At 66.2% G+C, this 19,961-nt stretch carries 21 protein-coding genes and 1 pseudogene; 10 read left to right on the forward strand and 12 right to left on the reverse strand.

Annotated elements, in window-relative coordinates; all coding sequences use genetic code 11:
• Positions 1-389: 389 nt before the first annotated feature.
• The 3 genes and pseudogenes from DU475_RS24205 to DU475_RS05925 all read right to left on the reverse strand — a co-directional run bounded on the left by DU475_RS24205 (position 390) and on the right by DU475_RS05925 (position 2,945).
• Positions 390-779, reverse strand: coding sequence for a CZB domain-containing protein (locus tag DU475_RS24205; RefSeq protein WP_349644159.1), 390 nt, complete (start codon positions 777-779; stop codon positions 390-392).
• A 166-nt stretch (positions 780-945) separates the two neighbouring features.
• Positions 946-1,653, reverse strand: a pseudogene (locus tag DU475_RS24505) (methyl-accepting chemotaxis protein); the annotation flags it as partial.
• Positions 1,654-2,162: 509 nt separating this feature from the next.
• Positions 2,163-2,945 carry a class II aldolase/adducin family protein gene (locus DU475_RS05925; RefSeq protein WP_164631219.1) on the reverse strand — a complete coding sequence of 261 codons (783 nt, stop codon included), beginning with the start codon at positions 2,943-2,945 and terminating at the stop codon, positions 2,163-2,165.
• 264 nt (positions 2,946-3,209) lie between these two features.
• Here DU475_RS05925 and DU475_RS05930 point away from each other — a divergent pair, with 264 nt between their 5' ends.
• On the forward strand, positions 3,210-4,142 hold the full coding sequence (locus DU475_RS05930; RefSeq protein WP_205524241.1) for a hypothetical protein: 933 nt from the start codon (positions 3,210-3,212) through the stop codon (positions 4,140-4,142).
• 199 nt (positions 4,143-4,341) lie between these two features.
• Positions 4,342-4,758 (forward strand): Ros/MucR family transcriptional regulator, encoded by a 417-nt coding sequence (locus DU475_RS05935; protein WP_164631222.1) that lies wholly within the window; start codon positions 4,342-4,344, stop codon positions 4,756-4,758.
• A 7-nt stretch (positions 4,759-4,765) separates the two neighbouring features.
• On the opposite strand, the gene DU475_RS05940 is transcribed toward DU475_RS05935, so the two are convergent.
• Complete coding sequence (locus DU475_RS05940; RefSeq protein WP_164631224.1) at positions 4,766-5,506, reverse strand: SDR family NAD(P)-dependent oxidoreductase; 741 nt, start codon at positions 5,504-5,506, stop codon at positions 4,766-4,768.
• A gap of 83 nt (positions 5,507-5,589) precedes the next feature.
• On the opposite strand from DU475_RS05940, the gene DU475_RS05945 reads away from it, so the two are divergent.
• On the forward strand, positions 5,590-6,222 hold the full coding sequence (locus DU475_RS05945; protein WP_502706840.1) for a TetR/AcrR family transcriptional regulator: 633 nt from the start codon (positions 5,590-5,592) through the stop codon (positions 6,220-6,222).
• A gap of 120 nt (positions 6,223-6,342) precedes the next feature.
• Positions 6,343-6,957, forward strand: a complete 615-nt coding sequence (locus tag DU475_RS05950; RefSeq protein ID WP_164631227.1) for a DUF6456 domain-containing protein — start codon at positions 6,343-6,345, stop codon at positions 6,955-6,957.
• Positions 6,958-6,989: 32 nt separating this feature from the next.
• Here DU475_RS05950 and DU475_RS05955 read toward each other — a convergent pair whose 3' ends face one another.
• Together DU475_RS05955 and DU475_RS05960 are read right to left on the reverse strand one after the other, a co-directional pair.
• Complete coding sequence (locus DU475_RS05955) at positions 6,990-7,418, reverse strand: SufE family protein (protein ID WP_047307089.1); 429 nt, start codon at positions 7,416-7,418, stop codon at positions 6,990-6,992.
• Between the two features lie 115 nt (positions 7,419-7,533).
• Positions 7,534-7,956, reverse strand: a complete 423-nt coding sequence (locus DU475_RS05960) for a DUF5330 domain-containing protein (protein ID WP_164631229.1) — start codon at positions 7,954-7,956, stop codon at positions 7,534-7,536.
• 405 nt (positions 7,957-8,361) lie between these two features.
• Between DU475_RS05960 and DU475_RS05965 the strand changes: the two genes are divergently transcribed.
• The 3 genes from DU475_RS05965 (at position 8,362) to DU475_RS05975 (ending at position 11,477) form a co-directional block, all read left to right on the forward strand.
• The gene (locus tag DU475_RS05965; protein WP_164631231.1) at positions 8,362-10,185 is read left to right on the forward strand and encodes a PAS domain-containing sensor histidine kinase; all 1,824 of its coding nucleotides are present in this window, start codon (positions 8,362-8,364) and stop codon (positions 10,183-10,185) included.
• Positions 10,178-10,993 carry a peptidoglycan-binding domain-containing protein gene (locus DU475_RS05970; RefSeq protein WP_041807428.1) on the forward strand — a complete coding sequence of 272 codons (816 nt, stop codon included), beginning with the start codon at positions 10,178-10,180 and terminating at the stop codon, positions 10,991-10,993. Before DU475_RS05965 ends, DU475_RS05970 begins: the two co-directional genes overlap by 8 nt.
• A gap of 142 nt (positions 10,994-11,135) precedes the next feature.
• The gene (locus DU475_RS05975; protein ID WP_164631233.1) at positions 11,136-11,477 is read left to right on the forward strand and encodes a DUF1491 family protein; all 342 of its coding nucleotides are present in this window, start codon (positions 11,136-11,138) and stop codon (positions 11,475-11,477) included.
• A 224-nt stretch (positions 11,478-11,701) separates the two neighbouring features.
• On the opposite strand, the gene DU475_RS05980 is transcribed toward DU475_RS05975, so the two are convergent.
• The 3 genes from DU475_RS05980 to DU475_RS05990 form a co-directional block, all read right to left on the reverse strand.
• Positions 11,702-12,676 carry a DUF2336 domain-containing protein gene (locus DU475_RS05980; protein WP_164631235.1) on the reverse strand — a complete coding sequence of 325 codons (975 nt, stop codon included), beginning with the start codon at positions 12,674-12,676 and terminating at the stop codon, positions 11,702-11,704.
• A 152-nt stretch (positions 12,677-12,828) separates the two neighbouring features.
• Complete coding sequence (locus DU475_RS05985) at positions 12,829-13,899, reverse strand: polysaccharide deacetylase family protein (protein ID WP_164631237.1); 1,071 nt, start codon at positions 13,897-13,899, stop codon at positions 12,829-12,831.
• Between the two features lie 78 nt (positions 13,900-13,977).
• Complete coding sequence (locus DU475_RS05990) at positions 13,978-14,508, reverse strand: hypothetical protein (protein ID WP_164631238.1); 531 nt, start codon at positions 14,506-14,508, stop codon at positions 13,978-13,980.
• Between the two features lie 173 nt (positions 14,509-14,681).
• On the opposite strand from DU475_RS05990, the gene DU475_RS05995 reads away from it, so the two are divergent.
• Entirely contained in the window at positions 14,682-14,876 is a 195-nt protein-coding gene (locus DU475_RS05995) for a hypothetical protein (protein ID WP_164631240.1), read from the forward strand.
• Positions 14,877-14,893: 17 nt separating this feature from the next.
• Positions 14,894-15,676, forward strand: a complete 783-nt coding sequence (locus DU475_RS06000) for a hypothetical protein (protein WP_013503339.1) — start codon at positions 14,894-14,896, stop codon at positions 15,674-15,676.
• 26 nt (positions 15,677-15,702) lie between these two features.
• Here DU475_RS06000 and DU475_RS06005 read toward each other — a convergent pair whose 3' ends face one another.
• The 3 genes from DU475_RS06005 to DU475_RS06015 are packed head-to-tail and all read right to left on the reverse strand — an operon-like array spanning position 15,703 to position 19,170.
• A complete protein-coding gene (locus tag DU475_RS06005; protein ID WP_013503338.1) occupies positions 15,703-16,269 on the reverse strand; it encodes a DUF1254 domain-containing protein in 567 nt (188 codons plus the stop codon).
• The gene (locus DU475_RS06010) at positions 16,266-16,844 is read right to left on the reverse strand and encodes a DUF1214 domain-containing protein (RefSeq protein WP_013503337.1); all 579 of its coding nucleotides are present in this window, start codon (positions 16,842-16,844) and stop codon (positions 16,266-16,268) included. Before DU475_RS06010 ends, DU475_RS06005 begins: the two co-directional genes overlap by 4 nt.
• A 43-nt stretch (positions 16,845-16,887) precedes the next feature.
• Positions 16,888-19,170, reverse strand: coding sequence for a transglycosylase domain-containing protein (locus DU475_RS06015; protein WP_164631242.1), 2,283 nt, complete (start codon positions 19,168-19,170; stop codon positions 16,888-16,890).
• Positions 19,171-19,438: 268 nt separating this feature from the next.
• On the opposite strand from DU475_RS06015, the gene DU475_RS06020 reads away from it, so the two are divergent.
• Positions 19,439-19,951 carry a YcgN family cysteine cluster protein gene (locus DU475_RS06020; RefSeq protein WP_164631244.1) on the forward strand — a complete coding sequence of 171 codons (513 nt, stop codon included), beginning with the start codon at positions 19,439-19,441 and terminating at the stop codon, positions 19,949-19,951.
• Positions 19,952-19,961 lie beyond the last annotated feature (10 nt).

Raw genomic sequence — 19,961 nt, forward strand, 5'->3', positions numbered from 1 at the left:
CTCTCGACCAATCGGCGTCAAACGGGCATTCTTGTGAATGTTCATCCGGTCCCTCCTTGGACACTGAAGCTTCGCAACCTCAGCATCCTCGGTCCGGACCGGATGGACAACCTAATGAAAGCTCACAGCTAGAGCGCTTCATTGTTTGGTTGAAGCGAATTTGGCCCTTGCCAAGGGTCCGAAGTCCTCGTCCTGAGGAGCCCGGCGAAGCCGGGCGTCTCGAAGGATGAGGAGCCACATCGCCTGCGGCGCATGGTTCGAGACGGCGCTTTACGCCTCCTCACCATGAGGTTCTGCAAGCTGCGACCGCTAGGAAGTGCGGTCCTGATTCCGTCAAAAGCAGAGATGCTCTAGCTTGCCGGCACGCATCGTCGCCGCGGCGAGCGCCGCTACGTCACGAGCCGGTCGATAAGTCGCAGCACGTCTTTCGAGGCGTGGCCGACCTGGTCGATCTCGGCCATCGCGCCGGCGAGGTCACCGGACTGGATCAGGCGCGCGGCGGCTTTGCCATGCTCGTGCACCAGGGCGTGCGGCCCCTCCAGCGCGGCGAAGGCGGGATTGGTCCGCGATCCCAGCGAGGTGTCCCCGTAGTACCATTTGCCGAGGCGGCAGGCGTGATGATCGGTCAGCTCGGTGCTGCTCAGCCTGCTGCGGCCGGCAGCCATGTCGGCGAGCCGCTTCTTCCAGGCGATATGGTCGGCCTTGGCGAGGCGCGGGATCAGGCCGTCGAAGCTCATTCGGGACAATTCCTCGAGCTCGCCGCCGACCAATGACTGCACTTGGTCGAGCTGATCGGAAATGTGTCCGACCTGGAGGACACACTTCTCGGTCTGTTCGGCGATGGTCGAGATTCCGCTCGCGATCTCGCTCGACGCCTGCGATTGCTGATTCAGCCATCGCAGCCACGATGGTGGCGATGTCCTCGCGCAGCCGATCGATCCGGCTGCGGATGTCGACGGTGGCGCTGCTGGTCTGCTGCGACAGCCCTTTCACTTCGGTCGCCACCACGGCGAAGCCGCGCCCGGCCTCGCCGGCGCGTGCGGCTTCGATCGTGGCGTTCAAGGCGAGCAGGTTGGTCTGGCGCGCGATCGCATCGATCGAAGACACGATGCTGCCGATCGCATCCGACGCCGCACTGAGTTCAGTGATCTTCTCCGCCGCCAGCTCGGCGGTGGCGCTGACCCGGCTCATCGCGGACGCTGCGGTGCTCGCGGTGGTCAGACCGTGCTGCGCGCTGACGCGCATGTCGGCGGCTTCGGATGCCGCGGTTTGCGCCGTGGTGCGGATCTGGCCGATCGACGTCACCATCTCTTCGCTGGCGCTCGCCAGCGCCTGCGAGCGCTGATCGATCTGCCGGGTGAACGACAGCAGGTTCGCGGAAGCGACCGCAGTCTCGCTGCCTTGAATCGAGAGATCGACCATGCGGTCGAGGTTGCGCGAGACGTCGCCGGACAGCTTCTGCAGCAGCCGGCCGATTGCGCGGCTCAGGGGATCGTCGCCGGAAGGCGGCTCGATATCATAGCGGCCATCGATCAATTGATCGATGCTGGCGGCGAGTGCCTCGTCACGAGCTCGTAGTTCTACTAGTTCGGTCGCGACGGAGTGCTCGGCGGAGTCGCGCATCGTCTTGCGCGCGGACGAAAGAAACGACATGGAGCCTCGAAAATGAATGCCTCGGTTTGGCCTACATTGATACAAGGTCGTTAATCGTGCGTTGGGGTCGCGGCTCCGACTTTATTCACGAGGCGGAGCCCGCGCGCGCAATGGGCGCCTACTAAAGTCGAGCGACGCAGTCAGGCGGGCCGGCGCAAAACCAAACCCGACACAAATGCCGTCCGCTGCTGGAGATGATAATCGCACGCGGGGCGTGTCGCTCGTCAGCGTGATGGTGGTGATCGAAGGTGCGGTGAAGTCATTACGTCACAAATCGATGCCGTGGCCGACGGTTGCAGGCCGACGCAAAAACGCCGCCCGGAATTGGGCGGCGTTTGGATTCCGATAGCGTAGAGGATGATGCGGAGAAGATAGCACGGCTGCGGCTGATTTCAACCTCCGCCGATCACGGCGTCATCGCGAAGAAGCGAAGCCGACGAAGCAATCCAGCTCGGTGTGCTGAGCCTCTGGATTGCTTCGCTGCGCTCGCAACGACCAGGACGCGCCGCTCAGGTGCGATAGCTCGGATCGATGCGGTCGAGCTTGCGCAGCAGCGGCGGCCACACCAGCTTGGTGGAGCGCAGCTCCATCGCGTCGCGATTGGCGATCAGGTCGTGGTTCTTGTCGATCACCATCTGCTCGAGCGGGTAGGCGGTCGGGCCGAGCATCTTGGTGCGGACCTGCATCGTGCAGGCACGCTCGAGGTGGTACATCCGCTCGAATGCCGATGCGACGGTGCGGCCGACCGTCAGCGTGCCGTGATTGCGCAGCAGCATGTGGTTCTTGTCGCCGAGGTCGCGCTGCAGTCGCGGCCGCTCGTCGTGGTCGAGCGCGACGCCTTCATAGTCGTGACAGGCGAGATCGCCGGTGACGAAATGCGCGGTCTGGTTGATCGGCAGCAGCCCGTCCATGCAGCTCGCCACTGCGGTCCCGTCCGGCGTGTGCAGGTGGATGACGCAGCCGGCGTCTTCGCGGACCTCGTGAATCGCCGAATGGATGGTGAAGCCGGCTGGATTGATCTTGTACGGGCTCTCGGTGAGCTGATTGCCGTCGAGGTCGACCTTGACCAGGCTGGAGGCGGTGATCTCGTCGAACATCAGTCCATAGGGGTTGATCAGGAAGTGATGCTCGGGGCCGGGCACCCGGGCGGAGATGTGGGTGTCGACCAGATCGTCCCAGCCGTACAGCGCGACCAGGCGGTAGCAGGCGGCGAGGTTGACCCGCTGCTCCCATTCAGCCTCGGTCATGTCGGAGGGGACTTCTCTCAGGCGTGCGGCTTCGGCTGGGGACATGCGTTTCCTCTTCCTGTGGGCGCCGTTGCCCGGCGCGTTGACGTGGCGGAAGCCTAGTGCTGCGAATGTCTTGCAGCAAGCGCCGACCGAAGCGCGGCAGACATGTGGCGGTGCCGGCGGTCCGACCCGACGCGAAACCTCGGGGGGCGCAACCGCGGCCTCAACAAGTTGTTCGCAAAGGTCTGCGGCGATTGCCGTTATGGGACAGATGACGCTATCCTGACGAGGGCTGCCGTGGCGATCCGCCCCGGCGTGGAGTTAAGAATGATTTTGCTTCTGGTCGCCGGCATCGCCTTCCTGCTGGCCGGAGCGGCGTCGATCATCATCGGCGTTCCGGTCAAGGAATTCAGCTTCGGCAACACGTTGATCCTGTCGGGCGTGGTGGGCGCGTGCACCGGTGCGCTGCTGCTTGGGCTGTCGGCAGTGATCCGGGAGCTGCGGCTGGTCGCGGCCGGCCTGGCGGTCGAGGAGACCGGGGAGAGTTTCGCCGGGGCGAATGCGGCCAGGACGAATACGACCAGGACGAATGCAACGAGGACTCCGGCGCGCGCCGCGATTACGCCGGCGCCGGCCTCCGAGCCCGACAGCGATGCGTTGTTTCCGGGCGAGCGGCCCGAGCCTTCGTTGCCGCCGCCACAGCCTTTGGAGGCTGCTGCTGAGCCTGCCGGGACTGCGCCCTGGCAGGAGGAAGTGGCTACCCGTGATCGCGTGCGTCAGCGGGTGATGCCTCCGCTGGAGATCAAGCCGCCGCCTCCGGCGCCCGCTGAAATCTCATCGCCGCCTCCGCTCGACGCCGGCGAAGACGCCGCGCCGCCCAAGCGCCGGAATCTGTTGTTCGCCTCGTCGCGGCGCGAACGCGAACGGAGCGCCGCCGGCGCCACGGATGAGACCGGCGAGTCTTTCGCCGGTCATGGTCCGGTCGGGACTTCGCGCAGCTTCGAGGAAGCCTGGCCGCGGAAGCGTTCCGCGGCCGCCGAGGAGATGCCGCCAGTTCCGGAGCGCTCCGGGCTGCTGGAGCCGACCCCGGCACCGCGCAGCGAGGAAATGCAGCAGGTCACGGTGCTGAAATCGGGAGTCGTCGACGGCATGGCCTATTCGCTGTATTCGGACGGCTCGATCGAGGCGCAGATGCCGGAAGGGATGATGCGGTTCGAATCGATCGACGAGCTTCGGGAGCATCTGGAGCAACGGAGCTGATACGCGCCGGACGCGAATTTCGTCTGTTCGTCTACCTTGCTCGACTGCGCTGCCGTAAATAGACTTCGGTATTGGCAAGATTAGAATCGCCAACTTCCGGCGATCTGCCGACGACTGCCGAGTATCCCGGACAATTTGACCATTGCGCCCGCGGAAAACCTCCGCGCGGCGTGTTCGAATGAGTGACGAAGGACAGCCGATGAGTGACACCACGGGGAAGAGCTACATCGAGCTGACCGCTTCGATCGTCTCCGCCTATGTCAGCCACAACGCGACGCAGGCCAGCGAAATCCCGGCGCTGATCGGCCAGGTTCACGCGGCGCTCCAACGGCTCTCCGCCAGCCGCCCCGAAGCGGCGCCGCACGAGCCTTCCAAGCCGGCGGTGCCGGTGAAGAAGTCGGTGACGCCGGAGTATCTGATCTGCCTGGAAGACGGCAAACGCTTCAAATCGCTGAAGCGGCACCTGCGCACGCAATACAAGATGACGCCGGAGCAGTACCGCGAGAAGTGGGGACTTCCCGCGGACTACCCGATGGTGGCGCCGAACTACGCGGTGGAACGCTCGCAGCTCGCCAAGAAGATGGGGCTCGGCCAGCAGCGTCGTCGGCGCAAGTAGCCCGGCATCAAGCCGAGAAGCCGGCGTCCGCGGTGATCATCGCGCCGGTGATCAGTCCGGCGGCCGGACTTGCCAGGAACGCGACGACGGCGGCGATCTCCTCGGGCTTGCCGTAGCGCCCGAGCGCCGTCAGGGCGCGGAGCTGGTCGGCTTGCTCGCCACTCGCCGGGTTCATGTCGGTGTCGATCGAGCCCGGCTGAACCAGATTGACGGTGATGCCTTGCGGCCCGAGCTCACGGGACAGTCCGCGGGTGAAGGCGTGCAGCGCCGACTTGGTCATCGCGTACACGGTCGACCCCGCAAACGGCACCCGCTCGGCGAGCGTCGAGCCGATCGAGATGATCCGTCCGCCCTCGCGGAGGTGCGGGATCGCGGCCTGCGACGCCAGCACCACGGCACGCACGTTGACGTTGAGCAGCGCGTCGAGGTCGGCGAGGCTGAGCTCGGTGATCGGTCCGACCCGGCCGATGCCGGCATTGTTGACGAGAATGTCGAGGCCGCCGAGGTTCCCGGCCGCAGTCTCCACCGAGCGCTTCACCGCCGCCGGATCGGCACTGTCGGCCTGGATCGCGACGCCGCGGCGGCCGTTGGCCTCGATTGCCTTCACCACCTCGGCGGCGCGGTCGGCCGATCGCTCGTAGGTGATCGCGACGTCCGCGCCGTTGGCGGCCAGTTCGATCGCGATCCCGGCGCCGATTCCGCGCGCGGCTCCGGTCACCAGCGCTCGCTTGCCCGTCAGCTCAACCATGTCGCCCTCGTTTTATGTAGTGATCGATATAAAAAGTCTTAGGTAATTGCCGGAGGTGGGTCAAGCGATTTATATAGCGAATGATGCAGAAATCGGATTCGACCTTGGGAGATCGAGCCGCTCGGACTCGCGGACGGCCGCGGGCGTTCGACAGGGCGCAAGCTCTGGCGCAAGCCACACGGCTGTTCTGGATCAAGGGCTATGAAGCGACCTCGATCGCCGATCTCACGCAGGCCATGGGGATCGGAGCTCCGAGCCTGTACGCGGCGTTCGGATCCAAGGAAGCGCTCTACGCCGAGGCGCTGCGGCACTACGAGACCAGCTACGAGCAACTGGTCTGGGCCGGGTTCCACAGCGCGCCGACCGCGCGAGAGGCGGTGACCGCCTTTCTGCTCGACTCCGCGTCGGCGCTGACCGGGGCTCCCGACGATCATCCGCTCGGCTGCATGGTGACGCTGTCGGCGGTGGGGAGCGAAGGCCACGCTGAACTCGGCGAGCTGGTGCGCGGCGCGCGTGCGGTGACGCTGCAGCGGCTGGAGGCGCGGCTGAGCGCGGCCGTCGCGGCGGGCGAGCTGCGGGCGGGGGCCGAGGTTCACTCCCTTGCCCGGTTCTTTCAAGCCGTGCAGGCGGGAATGTCGATCCTGGCCCGGGATGGCGCTAGCCGTGCCGAGCTGGATGCGGCCGCCCGCCATGCTTTGGCGCGCTGGGACGCATGATCGTCGGGCAGGTTGAAGGTTGAGGAAAAAAATCCGAATATCGCGTCTCAGGGCTTGCGGCCCCGCTCCCGATATGTGAAAATTTTCCTAGAACGAGACTCTGGGAAAGGTCGAGACGAGATGCAGAGCAAGCGCCGCGGGCGGAAGTCCGCCACAGCACGCGAGCAGGGCAGGGCCGAGGTCGACGGCTTTCGCGCCCGTCATCTGGATCTGACCGAACGCGAGATCATGACGGCCGAAGGGCTGGCGCGCGTCACCATGGATGAGAGCGAAAGCCCGCTGGCATGGCTGGCCCGCCGCAAGGGGCGGGATGGGCGCGCGCTGATCAGCGCCGAGCAGTTCGTCGCCGGCGAGCGGCTGCGTGCCGATTTCACGCGGGCCAACATGACGCCACGCGTCACCTCGAACTGGGGTGCTCCGACCGGCCGGGCCGGCCAGGGTGGCGGTGCGGGGGAGATGACCGATCTGGTGGTGGCGGCGCGTCAGCGGGTGCAGCACGCGCTCGACGCCTGCGGGCCGGAGTTCTCCGGCGTCCTGCTCGACGTCTGCTGCTTTCTGCGCGGGCTGGAGGATGTCGAGCGCGAGCGGGGCTGGCCGTCTCGATCCGCCAAGGTGGTACTGCAGCTCGCGTTGGATCGGCTGGCGCGGCACTACGGCGTTTCCCGGCGCGACGGACAAGCCAAGCCGCGGTTTCGGAGCTGGCTGGCGGATGATGCGGCGTTCGTGGTGCCGTAAAGCGACCGATCAGCCGTCGCGGTGGATCGCGGTCAGGTCGACGCGGCGAGGGTGTCGCGGGCGTCGGCCTTGATCCGCTCGATCATCGAGCGCAGGCCGTTGGAGCGCTGAGGCGTCAGGTGCTCGCGAAAACCCAGTTCGTCGAACACTGCGATCGGCTCGGCGGCGAGGATCTGCTGCGGCGTGCGGCCCGACACCAGCGTCAGCAGAATCGCGATCAGGCCGCGCACGATGTGCGCATCGCTGTCGCCGAGATAGCTCAGCACCGGTTCGCCGGCCGCGTTGCGCGTCAGCTTGCGCGACAGCCACACCTGGCTGGCGCAGCCCTGCACCTTGTTGGCGGCAGAGTGCTCGTCTTCGGGCATCGGCTGGAGCGTGCGGCCGAGTTCAATCACGTAGCGATAGCGGTCGTCCCACTCGTCGAGCAGTGCGAAATTATCCCTGATCTCGTCAATCGTCATCGTGCCCCGCATCTGTCGGTCGCGGTTCGCTCGCGAGGGAACCTCTATCGACAAATATATGGGTTCGCGGGCGCTCGAAAGCGAGAATCGCCTGATCCGGTGGTCGTGGATTGCCCTAATTGGTGGCAGTCGGCTTGGCGATCATATCGATCGCCGCGGTTTCGGCGCCGGGCAGCTTCCACTCGATCTTCAGATCTTCCGCCGTCAGCGTATCCCGCGGCGCCAGCGACGGATCGGGCGCGTCGCCGCCGCCGATCGCGCCGGTCGGCTCGCCACGCTTCTCGGTAATGATCTGGTACAGTTTGCGCGCGCCTTCCTGCGCGCGATGACCGATCACCGTCGCGGCCTGTTCGCCGACCTCACACGCCGCCGGCTGGCGCTTGCAGAACTGACTGAAATCGGACACCGCCGCGCTCGCCGCAGAAACCGCCTCGGAGGCGCCGATCTGCGGCAGCTTCTCCGAATCCGGTGTCGACTCGCGCGGTAGGAATACCAGCACCACGCCGATCCAAAACGCCAAGCGAAGCAGAAAGAACATCTCGCGACCCCGTCGTCCAATCCCCGTTGCGATTGGTCTCGCAATCAAACTCTGTCGTATCCAGCGGCAATGAATTCGGAGTTTTTTGGTTACTTACAATTCGAGCAAAGTCCGCGAAAAATCCCGTCGAAACGATTCGATGTAAACATTCGATTGACGGCGCTCGGCTTCTCCGCTCGCAATCGATTGACGTCCACCAATTCGAAACCATACCGCTGCGCGCTTTGAAACCATGCGTTCACCATGCGGTTCGAATGCGGTGTTCAGAGACACCTGGACGCGATGGCGAGCGGCAGTCTGCGATCGCCTTAGTGTTCGTTTAAGGTCGCTCTGACAGGTTCGGCCAACCACACGCGGGGCGCGGAAACGCTTCCCGTTACGAGGCGACCAGCGAGCGCGAGCAGCGTGGCAGTATCCAGAATCATCGGTGAGTGTCTCGATGCGTTGCTGCATCCGTCCGCGCGTCTCGACGCGCTGACGGCCGCGCGCCATCGTGCGTTCATCGCGCCGCGCCTGCTCGGCAGCCTTGCCGCCTTCGCGGCGTTCCCATTGTATCTGGTGCTGCGCGGCGCACCGACCGCACTCGAAGCGGCGGCGCTGGCCTGGCTGATCGCACCGATTCTGGTGGCCTGGTTCCTGTCGCGCACCGGGCACTACGAGCGCGCGCATTTCCTGTCGTCGCTGGCGCTGACCGTGCTGGTGATCGGGGTCGCGGCTCTGACCGGCGGCATTCAATCCTTCGCCGTCGTCTGGCTGGTGGTGATTCCGATCGAAGCGGCGCTGTCGGCGTCGCGACGCGTCGTCACCTTCGCGGTGTCGCTGGCGCTCGGCGGCGCGCTGCTGCTGATCGCGCTCGGCGGATTCGGCATGCTGCCGCAGCCCGCAGCCGCCGAGACCTCGAATACGACATTGGCTGCTTTCGGGATCGGCTCTGCGGCGCTTTACGCCTCGGTCCTCGCCTATGGGGCGGCGTGGCTGGCGCGCACCAACGGCGCATTGCTGAACGTCGAGGAAGAGCGCTATCGGCTGCTCGCCCGCAACATGAGCGACGTCATCTCGCGCCACAATCGCAACGGTGCGGTGCGTTTCATTTCGCCGGCTGCGGAGAACCTGATTGGGGTTCCGATGGTGCAGCTCGCCGAGCACGGGCTGTTCGATCGCGTCCATGTTGCCGACCGTCCGGCGTATCTGAAGGCGATCTCGGATGCCGCCCGCGGTCGCGAGACCGGCAGCGTCGAATTCCGCATCCGCCGCGAAGTGGTTCGCGACGAGCGCGGTCGGCCGTCGGCCGCCGAATTCGTCTGGGTCGAGATGCGCTGCCGGCCGCTCGAACCCGGCGGCGCCACGACGCCCCCCGGCGAGACCGAAGTCGTCGCGGTGATGCGCGACATCACCGAACGCAAGCTGCACGAACAGGCGCTGGACGAAGCCCGGGCAGAAGCCGACCGCGCCGACGATGCCAAGAGCCGGTTCCTCGCGACCATGAGCCACGAGCTGCGCACGCCGCTGAATGCGATCATCGGTTTCTCCGACATGATCGTGCAAGAGGACGAACTGCGGCTCGGTGCCGAGCGGCGCAAGGAATACGCTCAGCTCATCAACGATTCCGGCCAGCATCTGTTGTCGGTGGTCAACGGCATTCTCGACATGTCGAAGATGGAGTCCGGCAATTTCGAGATCGTTCCGGAGCCGTTCGCGCCGCGCCCGGCACTGCTCAACTGCTGCAATCTGCTGGCGCTGAAGGCGCGCGACAGCGGCATCGATCTCGTCACCCGCGCGCCGGAGAATCTGCCCGACGTCGTCGGCGATCCGCGCGCGTTCAAGCAGATTTTGCTCAATCTGGTCTCCAACGCAGTCAAGTTCACCGAGCGCGGCGGCACCGTGACGGTGTCGGCCGCAGTCGAGAGCACGCGGCTGGTGCTTTGCGTCACCGACACCGGCGTAGGTATCGCGGAAGAGGACCTGAAGCGGCTGGGCGACCCGTTCTTCCAGGCCGGAAAGACTTATCAGCGCCGCCACGAGGGTACCGGCCTCGGGCTGTCGATCGTCAAGAGCCTGGTGCGGATGCACGGCGGCGAGATCGACGTACGCAGCCAGATCGATTGCGGCACCACCGTCACGGTGTCGCTACCGCTGGCGTTGCCGACAGCGAGCAACGTCACGACGTTGAACCCGGCGATGCCGGCGGACTCGCCGGCGCCGGACTACCAGGTGAAGAAGAGTGCCTAAGACGAGAAAGGACGATGCACCGCGGCGTCGCGGTGCGGCGGCAGCCGCTGCGGAGAGTGAGGAGCGTGGATTTGCGATGCGGCTGATGCTGTCTAGTCCGAAGGACTTCGTCGCGGCGATGTTCGCCTCGGCCGCGGTCGTGGCGATCGTTACCAATGCGATCTTCATGCAGGCCGGCCAGCATCCGTCGCCGATGTTCGGGAGCGCCGCGCCGTCCACTTCGATTTCGATCGTGACGCTGCCGCGACCGCGACCGCTCGACGCCGAGCCGCGCGCTGCGGATACCAAGGCGCTCGACCCGAAGCTGCTCGAACCGACCGTGACCGAGGTGAAGCCGTCCGAATCCCGGGCGGTGGACTCCAGGCCGGTCGAAGCCAGGCATGCGGAGCCGAAGCCGGTCGAGCTGCGCCCGGTCGAAACCAAAGCGGCCGAGACGCGTCGGCCGGAGCCGCGCCCGGTGCGTGGCCGTGCCGCCGAGGCGGAGGATCCGCTCGGCAATCTGGTGCGAGCCACCGCCCCGCACAGCGCCGCCTCGTCCGCCGGTGCCCCGCGCCCGCCGGCCGCGATTCCCAACTCGGGCCGCGACCCGGTCGGAGACATGATCACCTCGTCGCGCCGGATCGCCTCGGTGCAGCGCGCCCTGACCCAATACGGTTACGGCCAGCTCAAGCCGACCGGCACCGCAGGCTCCGACACCCAGGCCGCCATCGCCCGCTTTGAACGCTCCCGCAATCTGCCGGTCACCGGTCAGATCTCCGATCGCGTCGTGCGCGAGCTCGGGCTGATGATCGGGCATCCGATCGATTAGGGGCGGCGGCTTTTCGTTTGAAAACCGCTTTTTACTCGAAAGAGACCGCTGTCGCTCCAGACGGTGGCCAACCAGCGATCACTCTGTTCTCGCATCCTGGCTGCGATTTGCTCAGCCCCCAGAATCCTCTACAAGCCGCCCTATGAGACTGAAGAGTGCGATTTGGGTGTCGGCCTACTTGCGACGCTGCCAGACCGAGGGCGTGTTCGGCGCAGTGAGTAGGCGCGGGGCCGAGGACGCCGGGGCGGTGTTCGTCAAGGTCGTGACCTCGAACGGCCTGGCGATGTTGTACGTGCCGGCGCCGCAGACCGCTTACGAGGACGAGCGGCCATTCGATCGGGTGTTTGTGCCGATGTCGCCGACGCCGCAGCCTGAAGCCGACGTCGATGCACGTCTCGCCAAGGAAATCCGGTTCGATCCCGACGTCTGGATCGTCGAAACCGAAGACCGCGCGGGGCGGCATTTTCTCGATCTGGCAAAGTAAGCTGGAGCGGTTCATCGCCTCATTGAGGCGAATCCGGCCGTCCTCGAGGGACTGAGTCCTGATCCTCAAAGGATCCCGACGAAGCCGGGCGTCTCGAAGGATGAGGAAGCGCAGAGCCCCGCGGCGCGTGGCTCGAGACGGCGCTTTGCGCCGCCTCACCATCAGGTTGTGCCTGTGGTGAGGCTCCGGAAGCGCACGCATGACTTCATCGAGAAAAGAAGCGCCTAACCGCGTGTCGTGCCGATCCGCGGCGCTGCGGTCGCGCCGGGTTGTACGGCTGGGCGCGCCTGCGGCGTGGCGCTGCGGGCGCGTTGCCGTTCGTCGTCGTAGAGCGCTGCGCGATATTTGGCGCGGGTGGAGGCGACGGTGGCGCCGCGCCATGCCGCCAGCATGATCAGCGCGGCGCGTTCGCTCAAACGATCGTACAGCCGCGACAGCCGGTACACCCACTCGACCGACGAGCCCTTGGCAGGGTCGAGAAACATCAGCACTTGCTCGAACACTTGGCTCTTGATGCCGAGCGCCTTCAGGGCGCAGGCGAGCGCTTCGCCCCCTTCATCGCAAACGACGCGCTCGGCGGTTGCGGCGGTGAGCAGCAGCGCGTCGCCGAGCTCGGCGCTGAAGTTCTCGACGTCGGACACATAGGCCGCCATGTGCAGCACTTCGGCGGCGCGCATCGCCCGCGGCGGATGAATTCGTGCCGCCGGGCGCAGCGGCGTCTCGGCGAGATTGTGCAGGATCTGCGCGCGTTCGGGGCCGGTCGCGGAAAAGAACATCTCGGACAATTGCGCGGCGTCTTCCGGCTGCATCGACAGGCTGGCGGCGCGCTGTTCGGCCTCGGTCGGCGCGCGCGGCGACGGCCGGGCCGAGGAGCCGGTCTCGGCTGGCGGGATGGGGGCTGCCAGCGGTACGCGCTGATCGCGCGCGGGCGACAGCGACAGCCGCAGCGCGATCGCGCGCGGGGTGTGAGGATAGATCGACAGCCGGGCGCGCACCACCGCACGGGTCGCATCGTCGACCTCGTCGATCAACCGCGAGGTCAGTTCGACGAACTGCCGCTCTTCCTCGTCAGTGTGCGACGGACTTTGCACATACAGATCGGTCAGCACCCTGAGTAGCGTCGGGCGTATGTCGACGCCTTCGCGGCGCGACAACGACATCAGCCCATCGTATCCGGGAAAGGGAGTGAACGTGGTCATGGCGGCGCAAAATGGTACGAGTTACCGGCAGGTTAGCCCGGTCGCTTTAACAGCACGTTAAGCTCAACGGTTTGTTAAGCAGCCAGGAGACGCAAAGACGGGCGCCTGGTGCGCCCGTCCGGCGAACTCACGATTTCGGTTATCAGCCGTTGCTAATCGACGGTGCGGATCACGTTGGCGATCGGCTTGGCGGCGCTCGCGGTCGGCTGCGCCGGTGCGACCTGGACGTCGTATTCCGGCAGGGTCGTGACTTTATCCTTGGCGGTGATGAACACGATCCGGTAGCCGCCGGCCTTGAGCTGGGCGAGCAGTTCGGGCATCGCCTGCGCGGTCGACTTCTGGAAGTCGTGCATCAGCAGGATACCCTTGCCGGCCTTCTTCAGCTTCGCCATCACGCCGGCGACGAGCTGATCCGGCTTGTGAATCCGGAAGTCCTCGGAATCCACATCGATCGAGAAGGTCGCGACGTTTCGCTCGCCGAGATACGCCTTCAGCTCCGGCGTCTGCCGCAGTTGCGGGAATCGGAAGAACGGCGCGGTCGGCTGGCCGGCCGCCTGTGCCACCCCGCTGATGCCCTTCTCGATTTCGCTTCTGGCCTCGGCGAACGGCTTGCTGGCGAGATTGACGTGCGACCAGGTGTGCGACCCCACGGTGTGGCCTGCGGCGATTACTTGCTTGAGGATCGCCGGATGCCAGCTCGCGTGCTTGCCGACCGGGAAGAACACCGCCTTGACGCAATGCGCCGCGAGTGCTGCCAGCACCGCCGGGGTGTTGACCGGCCACGGACCGTCGTCGAAGGTCAGCGCCACTTCGCCGGGCTGCAGGAAGTCGTAATCGCGATATTGCGACATGCCGAGCCCCGGACCGCCCGAGGTATCGATCTCGACCGTGCGGGAGATGCCGAGCGCATTCGGATTGCTGCAGGTCTGACGCACCGGTGCGGCAGCGGGGGCCGGCAGCGCTGCGGGCTTGGCGTTGATCGCGGGATCGACCGTGGCGCGCGCCGGCTGAATGCTCGGCGCCGGGGTGGCACTCGGGGGCGCGCCGCCCGGAGTCGGCCAGCGTGCCGCGATCGCACCGGTCGTGATCTCTTCAGAAACAGCAGGAGCGCGGGCAGTGTCGGTGGTAGCGGAGGGCAGGGTGAACCAGGCGCGGCCGGCACCGAGCCCGACCAGAACCGCCAGCGTGCTACAGCCGGCCGCCAGCACCGCAAATTTACGCATCGTCAACTCCTACACCTACACGCCGCTTGCCCGACGAACTTGGTCGCAAATTGGTTAAGCGGCGGTGTGCAATTCGAGTTATCGACGCGGTTTCGTCGAGTTCCGTTGCGAGTGAGTTGCGCGTGATCTCTTCGCCTTGCCACGGGCGGTGCGGGCGGCCGGCTTACTTCGTACCGCGGACCGCTCGGCGGTCTCGGTCGGCTGAGCCTGCGCGAACGACTGGCGCAGACTGTCGAGACGGGCACCGATTTCGCCGACCTGCTCGGACAGCTTCCTGGTTTCGTTCCGCTGCTCGGCGACCAGCCTCTCGATCTGTGCGAGCTGATCCTGCAAAGACTGCAATTGGTCGATCGATTGCTGCTGCGTCAGCTCCAGTCCCTTTGTCCGCTCCATGATCTGCTCAGAGGTCTGCGCGACGCGGGCCTGCACCTGGCGGCCGCTGGCGACGCGCTCCTGTTCGGGGGTGGTACCGGTCGCGATTCGCCACAAGAAGATCGTGCCGATCCCGGCGATGATCAGCAGCAACGCAGCGGCCGTGATCGCGATCGGCTGGGCGCCGAGGGCGGGCAGGTGGGAGGGACGCAGATCGAGCGGCGGAATCTCGCGCATGGAGGTCAAAAGCCTCACGTCGACGTCGTGTTCCCCGTCCCCGGCCGCAACGCTATCATCGCTCCCGTCGCGGCTGCAACCACGGTCTCTCCGCCATTAACAGTGCATTAACCATAACGGCTCCTTAATGCGGCGCGGTGATCGGGTCGGGGAAAGGACGCGGAGAGACCGGTATGGGCACCATCATTGAATTTCCGGCGGATGCGACGTCGCGGCGGCCGGGGCCGCCCTTGGCCGCGTCGGCCGATCATTCCGCCACCGTGACGATCCTGCCCGTGATCCGCATCGAACGCCATGTCGAAGCCGGCAGTGACGGCGGCCCTAAACAGGGCGCCGCGCCCGGCCGGCGCCGTCGCGCCCGCTCCTGACGCCGGGTCCGTTGTCCATGTCCGCGGTCGGCCATCCGGTCCTGATCCGGGGCGGGGCCGCCCGGGCGAGACTGCTGTTTTCCGTTCTGGCCACGCTCCTGCTCGGCGGCTGCGCCGGCGGCGACTTCGGGCGCACCCGTCGCGACTTCGTCACCGACGACATGCATCGCTGGATCGGCGCGGAGGCGACCGGCAGCATCGGCCTGAAGGCGTCGGCGTTCCAGCTCACCGACCAAGAGCGCAACATGCGCGACATGGCCTATCCGCTGATCGAGCCACCGCATGCTCGCCCCGCCTGGAAGAGCGTGTTCGGCGATTATCAGCCGATCGCCGCGCCGTGGCGGCAGCAGCCGCCGTTCGACCGCAGCGCTTACGGCAAGCTGCTGATCGACGAGCCGCACCGCTCGCATTCCTCGCGCTATGCGCAACTGATCGAAGACGTGCGCAATGATCTGACCCGGTTCGAGCCGTTCCAGTTCACCGCAGCGCGGGTGCTCGAACTCGACCAGAAGCGCAATGCCAGCCTGAAATACGTCGCCGACCTGTCGCCGCGCGAGCGCGAGGACGCGGTGGCGCGGATGGAGGAGAATGCGCTGATCGTACAGTGGGTGCAGCAGTGCCTGCGCCGCCGCGCATCGTCGTATCGCTGGGCGCTGGAGCGGCTGGTGATCATGGCGCCGGACGGCATCGCCGCCGACGCCGACCGCCTGATCGCCGAACTCGAAGTGCAGGCCGCCAATCTCGGCCTGGTCGCCAAGCCGGCCGCGCCGCAAAGTGGCGCGGTGGTACGGAAGGGGTAGAGCCGTCGCGACTTTCCCGGGGCGTGTCAGCTCGATTTCGCGGCGGCGTCCGTTTGCGACTTGCAGGTCGCGGCTTTGAGCGCGGCGCGGGCCTGCGGCATCAGGCCCGGTTCCGAGGCCAGCGCCTTCATCACGATCAGCCCGGTCACGCTCGGGGAATCGATGATCAGCCGGTCCGCCGAGGTGACGTCTTCGTCTTCGGGCAGTTCGGCGTGCTGCTCGGCCGTCATCAGATCGAGCTCGATCACCTTGCGGCCGGCGGAGCGATCGTTGATCGCGTAATACGCGACCTGATTGCGGGTGTAGAACGACACCGCGGTGTAGGCTTGGCTCACCGGCACCGCCAGCTTGATCGGGCCCTTCGACAGATCGTAGCGGCACACCGCCATCGCGAACGCCGGATCGAGCAGCGGCAGCGGCGCACTGTCCGGCGTGATGTCTGCCAGTTGCGTCACCTCGTTGACCTGGGTCAGCGGGGCCAGCCGGGCATAGGCGTCCTGGCCGGCGATCCGCGGCAGCACCAGGATGGTGACGAGATGCACGATGCCGCCGAGAACCAGACCGGCGATGATGGCGATGGCGAAGCGGATCATGGGCAGCCGACGGTAGTGACCGCCGGCATCGGCGCGTCGCGTTGAGTCCGGGTGGCGATGCCGACCGGCGTATCGTACAGCCGCAGCATCAGCCAGTAGCGGTCGACGCCGCCGGTCGGCAGCCAGTTGCCGGCGCGGGCCCGCGCGGCGATCCGGATGCTGAACTTACCCTCGGCGTCGCGGATGATCTCCTGGCTGGTGAAGCCGTAGCGCTCCAGCGTATTGGCGACCAGATTGCCGCGCGGATCGTACAGCGTCAGCGTCCAGAACCGCGCCGCCGGCGTCACGCCGCTGACTTCGACGTCGCAGCGGCCGTCGAGCGGGCGCTTGTTGTCATCGGCGGTGGCGAGGAACGAGATGCCGTCACCGGCGCCGACCGGCAGCGCGCCGCTGCGCACGATCGCGGCGCGGGCGTAGGGATCGACTTCGGAGGTGCCGACACGGGGGCGCGCGGTCCAGGCGCCGATCGACAGCGTGCCGAAGTCGGTTCCGATGGTGGCGGTGGTCCAGGTCGCGCCGATGCCGACGCCGGCGGCGATCAGCAGGGTCAGAAGGGTGAGGACGATCAGGCGCACGTCGCAGCCATCCTCGATGTCGTCGCAGATTGCATCGTCGCGCTCAGTTCTTCTGCGCCGCCGGGATCGGTGCGGAGCCCGACGCCGCGGCCAGACTGTCGGGGAACGCGGCGGCGCCGGACGAGACCTTGCGGCCGATCGCCTGGCCAGGCGTCGCGGCGGGTGCCGCATCGAGTGCGCGGGTGGCTTCGTCCAGCATCTTTTCGACCCGCACCAGCACCTCCGCGCCACGCCGGGTGAGTACCGGCGGCGCCGATTTGAGGTCGGCGGTCTCCCCGCCGGGGGCTCTGGCGCCGGGCCCAGCCGGCAGTTTCTCGCCCATGCCGACGCCGGCGAGTTCCTTGACCTCGACGCCCTGATGCGCCGCGACCATGATGTCGTGCCAAGTCTGCGCCGGCAGCGAGCCACCGGTCATCCGGTTGGTCGGCGAATAGTCGTCGTTGCCGTACCACACTGCGCAACTGAAGTTGCCGGTATAGCCAACGAACCAGGCGTCGCGATACGCGTTGGTGGTTCCGGTCTTGCCGGCGGCCGGAATGCCGTCGAGGCGGGCGCGGCGGGCGGTTCCCTCGGTAACGACATGACTCATCATGCCCGCCATGTCGGCGGCGATATTGGCCGGAATCGCGCGATTAGGCTGCGGGCCGTCGCGGTCCCAGCGCCACACCAGATCGCCGGCGCCGGTGCGGACTTCCAACACCGCATGCGGCGTCACCGCCATGCCCTTATTGGGAAAGGTGGCATAGGCGACTGCGTGTTCGACCACGGTGACTTCGGTCGAGCCGATCGGCAGCGACGGCGTGTCGAGCAGCGGAGCCTTGATGCCGAACCGGCGCGCGACCTCGACGATCTTCGCGCGGCCTTTCTTGGCCGAGTCCCATTGGTTCTTCGGATTGCCGCCGATCGCGATCGACAGCTTCACCGGCACGACGTTGATCGAGCGGGTGATCGCCTGGGTCAGCGTCACCGAGCCGGAATAGGAGTGGCCGTAGTTCTGCGGACACCAATTGCCGAGGCAAACCGGTCCGTCGACCACAATCGAGTTCGGCTTGAAGCCGTTGAGCAGCGCCGCGGTGTAGACGTAAGGCTTGAACGACGAGCCGGGCTGGCGATAGGCGTCGACCGCGCGATTGAACTGGCTAAAGCCGTAATCGCGGCCGCCGACCATGGCGCGGACGCCGCCGTCGAGATCCGACACCACGGTCGCTGCTTGCGTCGCGTGATAATCGCGGCCGAATTGGCGGAGCTGGTTCTCGATCGCCCCCTCGGCGGCGCGCTGCACATTCATGTCGATCGCGGTGCGGACCACGAACACGCGTTCGGTGTAGGACTTCGGGAAGGTGTCGACGATTTTGCGGACTTCGTCGAACGCCCAGTCGAGATAGTAGTTCGGCGAATTCTCGTCGCGGCGGTCGACCACTGAGGCCGGATTGCGGCGGGCGCCGAACACCTGACCCTCAGTCATGAAGCCGGCGTCCACCATGTTGTCGAGCACCTGGTTAGCGCGGGCGCGCGCCGCCGGCAGGTTGATGTGCGGGGCGTATTTGGTCGGCGCCTTGAACAGGCCGGCAAGCATCGCGGCCTCGGCGAGATTCACGTCGCGCACCGACTTGTTGAAGTAGAAATGCGCCGCTCCGTCGGCGCCGAAGGTGCCGCCGCCCATGTAGGCCCGATCGAGATACAGCTTCAGGATCTCGTTCTTGGTGAGCCGGGTTTCCAGCCAGATCGCCAGGAACGCTTCGTTGATCTTGCGTTCGAGCGTGCGCTCGTTGGACAGGAACAGGTTCTTGGCGAGCTGCTGGCTGATCGACGAGCCGCCCTGACGCACCCCGCCGGCCTGGGCATTGGTCACCAGCGCGCGCATCGTGCCGGCAACGTCGATGCCGAAATGATCGTAGAACCGCCGGTCCTCGGTCGCGAGCGTGGCCTTGATCAAATTGTCCGGGAAGTCCTCGAGCGGGATCGCGTCGTTGTGCTTGATGCCGCGACTGCCGATCGGATTGCCGTAACGATCGAGGAAAGTGACGGCGAGATCGGACTTCTTCAGCCAGTCCTCGTCGGCCGTCTCGTGAAACGCCGGCTGGGCCAGCGCCAACAGTGCCACCAGCCCGAGCAGACCGATCGAGGCCGACTCCGACAGCGGCTCGATGAACACCCAGCGCTTCCAGCCGCCGACATAGAAGCGGTCCATATAGGTCGAGAACCGCTCCCACAGCTCGCGGATACCCACCGCCGAGGAGAACAGCGTCGAGTCGAGCCGGGCGTCCAGATCCAGAAACCAATTCCGGACCCGCTGCTTCCAATTGTCTGGCAGAATCTTCGGCACCGGGCTCGACCAATCACATCAGAACGCCGCATTGGCGCTGTTCGTCTGGCGCAATGTTGCGGCGATCACAAGGCGAGGCGACAGGGTTCGGAAACTGATTCCTTGTAGCCGAGCATGCCCGATAAACCAATGGCGGTGCAGGGGATTCTTCGTCGGATTGACGGCGGTTCGTGCGATTCCGGGGCTGCCATGCCGGCTAAGCGCTTGCGCCGCCGGGCAAACTCCCCCTAGAACGGCGGCCTCACCACCGCAAAGCAGCATCCAAGGCATGACCGCGCGCCCCAAGAAGCCGTCCGCGCAAGACGGTTTCTTCTGGAAGACCAAGACGTTGGAACGGCTCTCCCCGACCGAATGGGAGAGCCTGTGCGACGGCTGTGCGCGCTGCTGCCTGGAAAAGCTCGAGGACGAAGACACCGGGCGGATCTATTTCACCGAGGTCGGCTGCCGGCTGCTCGATGCGGGCGCCTGCGCCTGCCGGGACTATCCGAACCGGTCGGACCAGGTGCCGGACTGCGTGCGGCTCACCCCGAAAGAGGTCCGCGAGCTGACCTGGCTGCCGCCGAGCTGCGCCTACAAGCTCGTAGCCGAGGGGCGCGACCTGTATTGGTGGCATCCGCTGATCTCCGGAGATCCGAACACCGTGCACGAGGCCGGGGTGTCGGTGCGGGGACGGGTGGAGCGGACCGAGACCGAAATCCCGGTCGAGGAACTGGAAGATCACATCGTGTCGTGGCCGGCGCTGTTACCGAAGCGCGCCAAGCTTAAACAGCGGCCGAGGTAGCTTCGCTTAT

The organism is Rhodopseudomonas sp. WA056, from assembly GCF_010906995.1.
GTDB classification, from domain to species: Bacteria; Pseudomonadota; Alphaproteobacteria; order Rhizobiales; family Xanthobacteraceae; genus Rhodopseudomonas; species Rhodopseudomonas palustris_G.

Excerpts from the sequence above, each read along its gene's own strand:
- DU475_RS05925 (WP_164631219.1), bottom strand. The coding sequence starts at position 2,945 with ATGTCCCCAGCCGAAGCCGCACGCCTGAGAGAAGTCCCCTCCGACATG.
- DU475_RS05930 (WP_205524241.1), top strand. The coding sequence starts at position 3,210 with ATGATTTTGCTTCTGGTCGCCGGCATCGCCTTCCTGCTGGCCGGAGCG.
- DU475_RS05935 (WP_164631222.1), top strand. The coding sequence starts at position 4,342 with ATGAGTGACACCACGGGGAAGAGCTACATCGAGCTGACCGCTTCGATC.
- DU475_RS05940 (WP_164631224.1), bottom strand. The coding sequence starts at position 5,506 with ATGGTTGAGCTGACGGGCAAGCGAGCGCTGGTGACCGGAGCCGCGCGC.
- DU475_RS05945 (WP_502706840.1), top strand. The coding sequence starts at position 5,590 with ATGCAGAAATCGGATTCGACCTTGGGAGATCGAGCCGCTCGGACTCGC.
- DU475_RS05950 (WP_164631227.1), top strand. The coding sequence starts at position 6,343 with ATGCAGAGCAAGCGCCGCGGGCGGAAGTCCGCCACAGCACGCGAGCAG.
- DU475_RS05955 (WP_047307089.1), bottom strand. The coding sequence starts at position 7,418 with ATGACGATTGACGAGATCAGGGATAATTTCGCACTGCTCGACGAGTGG.
- DU475_RS05960 (WP_164631229.1), bottom strand. The coding sequence starts at position 7,956 with ATGTTCTTTCTGCTTCGCTTGGCGTTTTGGATCGGCGTGGTGCTGGTA.
- DU475_RS05975 (WP_164631233.1), top strand. The coding sequence starts at position 11,136 with ATGAGACTGAAGAGTGCGATTTGGGTGTCGGCCTACTTGCGACGCTGC.
- DU475_RS05980 (WP_164631235.1), bottom strand. The coding sequence starts at position 12,676 with ATGACCACGTTCACTCCCTTTCCCGGATACGATGGGCTGATGTCGTTG.
- DU475_RS05985 (WP_164631237.1), bottom strand. The coding sequence starts at position 13,899 with ATGCGTAAATTTGCGGTGCTGGCGGCCGGCTGTAGCACGCTGGCGGTT.
- DU475_RS05990 (WP_164631238.1), bottom strand. The coding sequence starts at position 14,508 with ATGCGCGAGATTCCGCCGCTCGATCTGCGTCCCTCCCACCTGCCCGCC.
- DU475_RS05995 (WP_164631240.1), top strand. The coding sequence starts at position 14,682 with ATGGGCACCATCATTGAATTTCCGGCGGATGCGACGTCGCGGCGGCCG.
- DU475_RS06000 (WP_013503339.1), top strand. The coding sequence starts at position 14,894 with ATGTCCGCGGTCGGCCATCCGGTCCTGATCCGGGGCGGGGCCGCCCGG.
- DU475_RS06005 (WP_013503338.1), bottom strand. The coding sequence starts at position 16,269 with ATGATCCGCTTCGCCATCGCCATCATCGCCGGTCTGGTTCTCGGCGGC.
- DU475_RS06020 (WP_164631244.1), top strand. The coding sequence starts at position 19,439 with ATGACCGCGCGCCCCAAGAAGCCGTCCGCGCAAGACGGTTTCTTCTGG.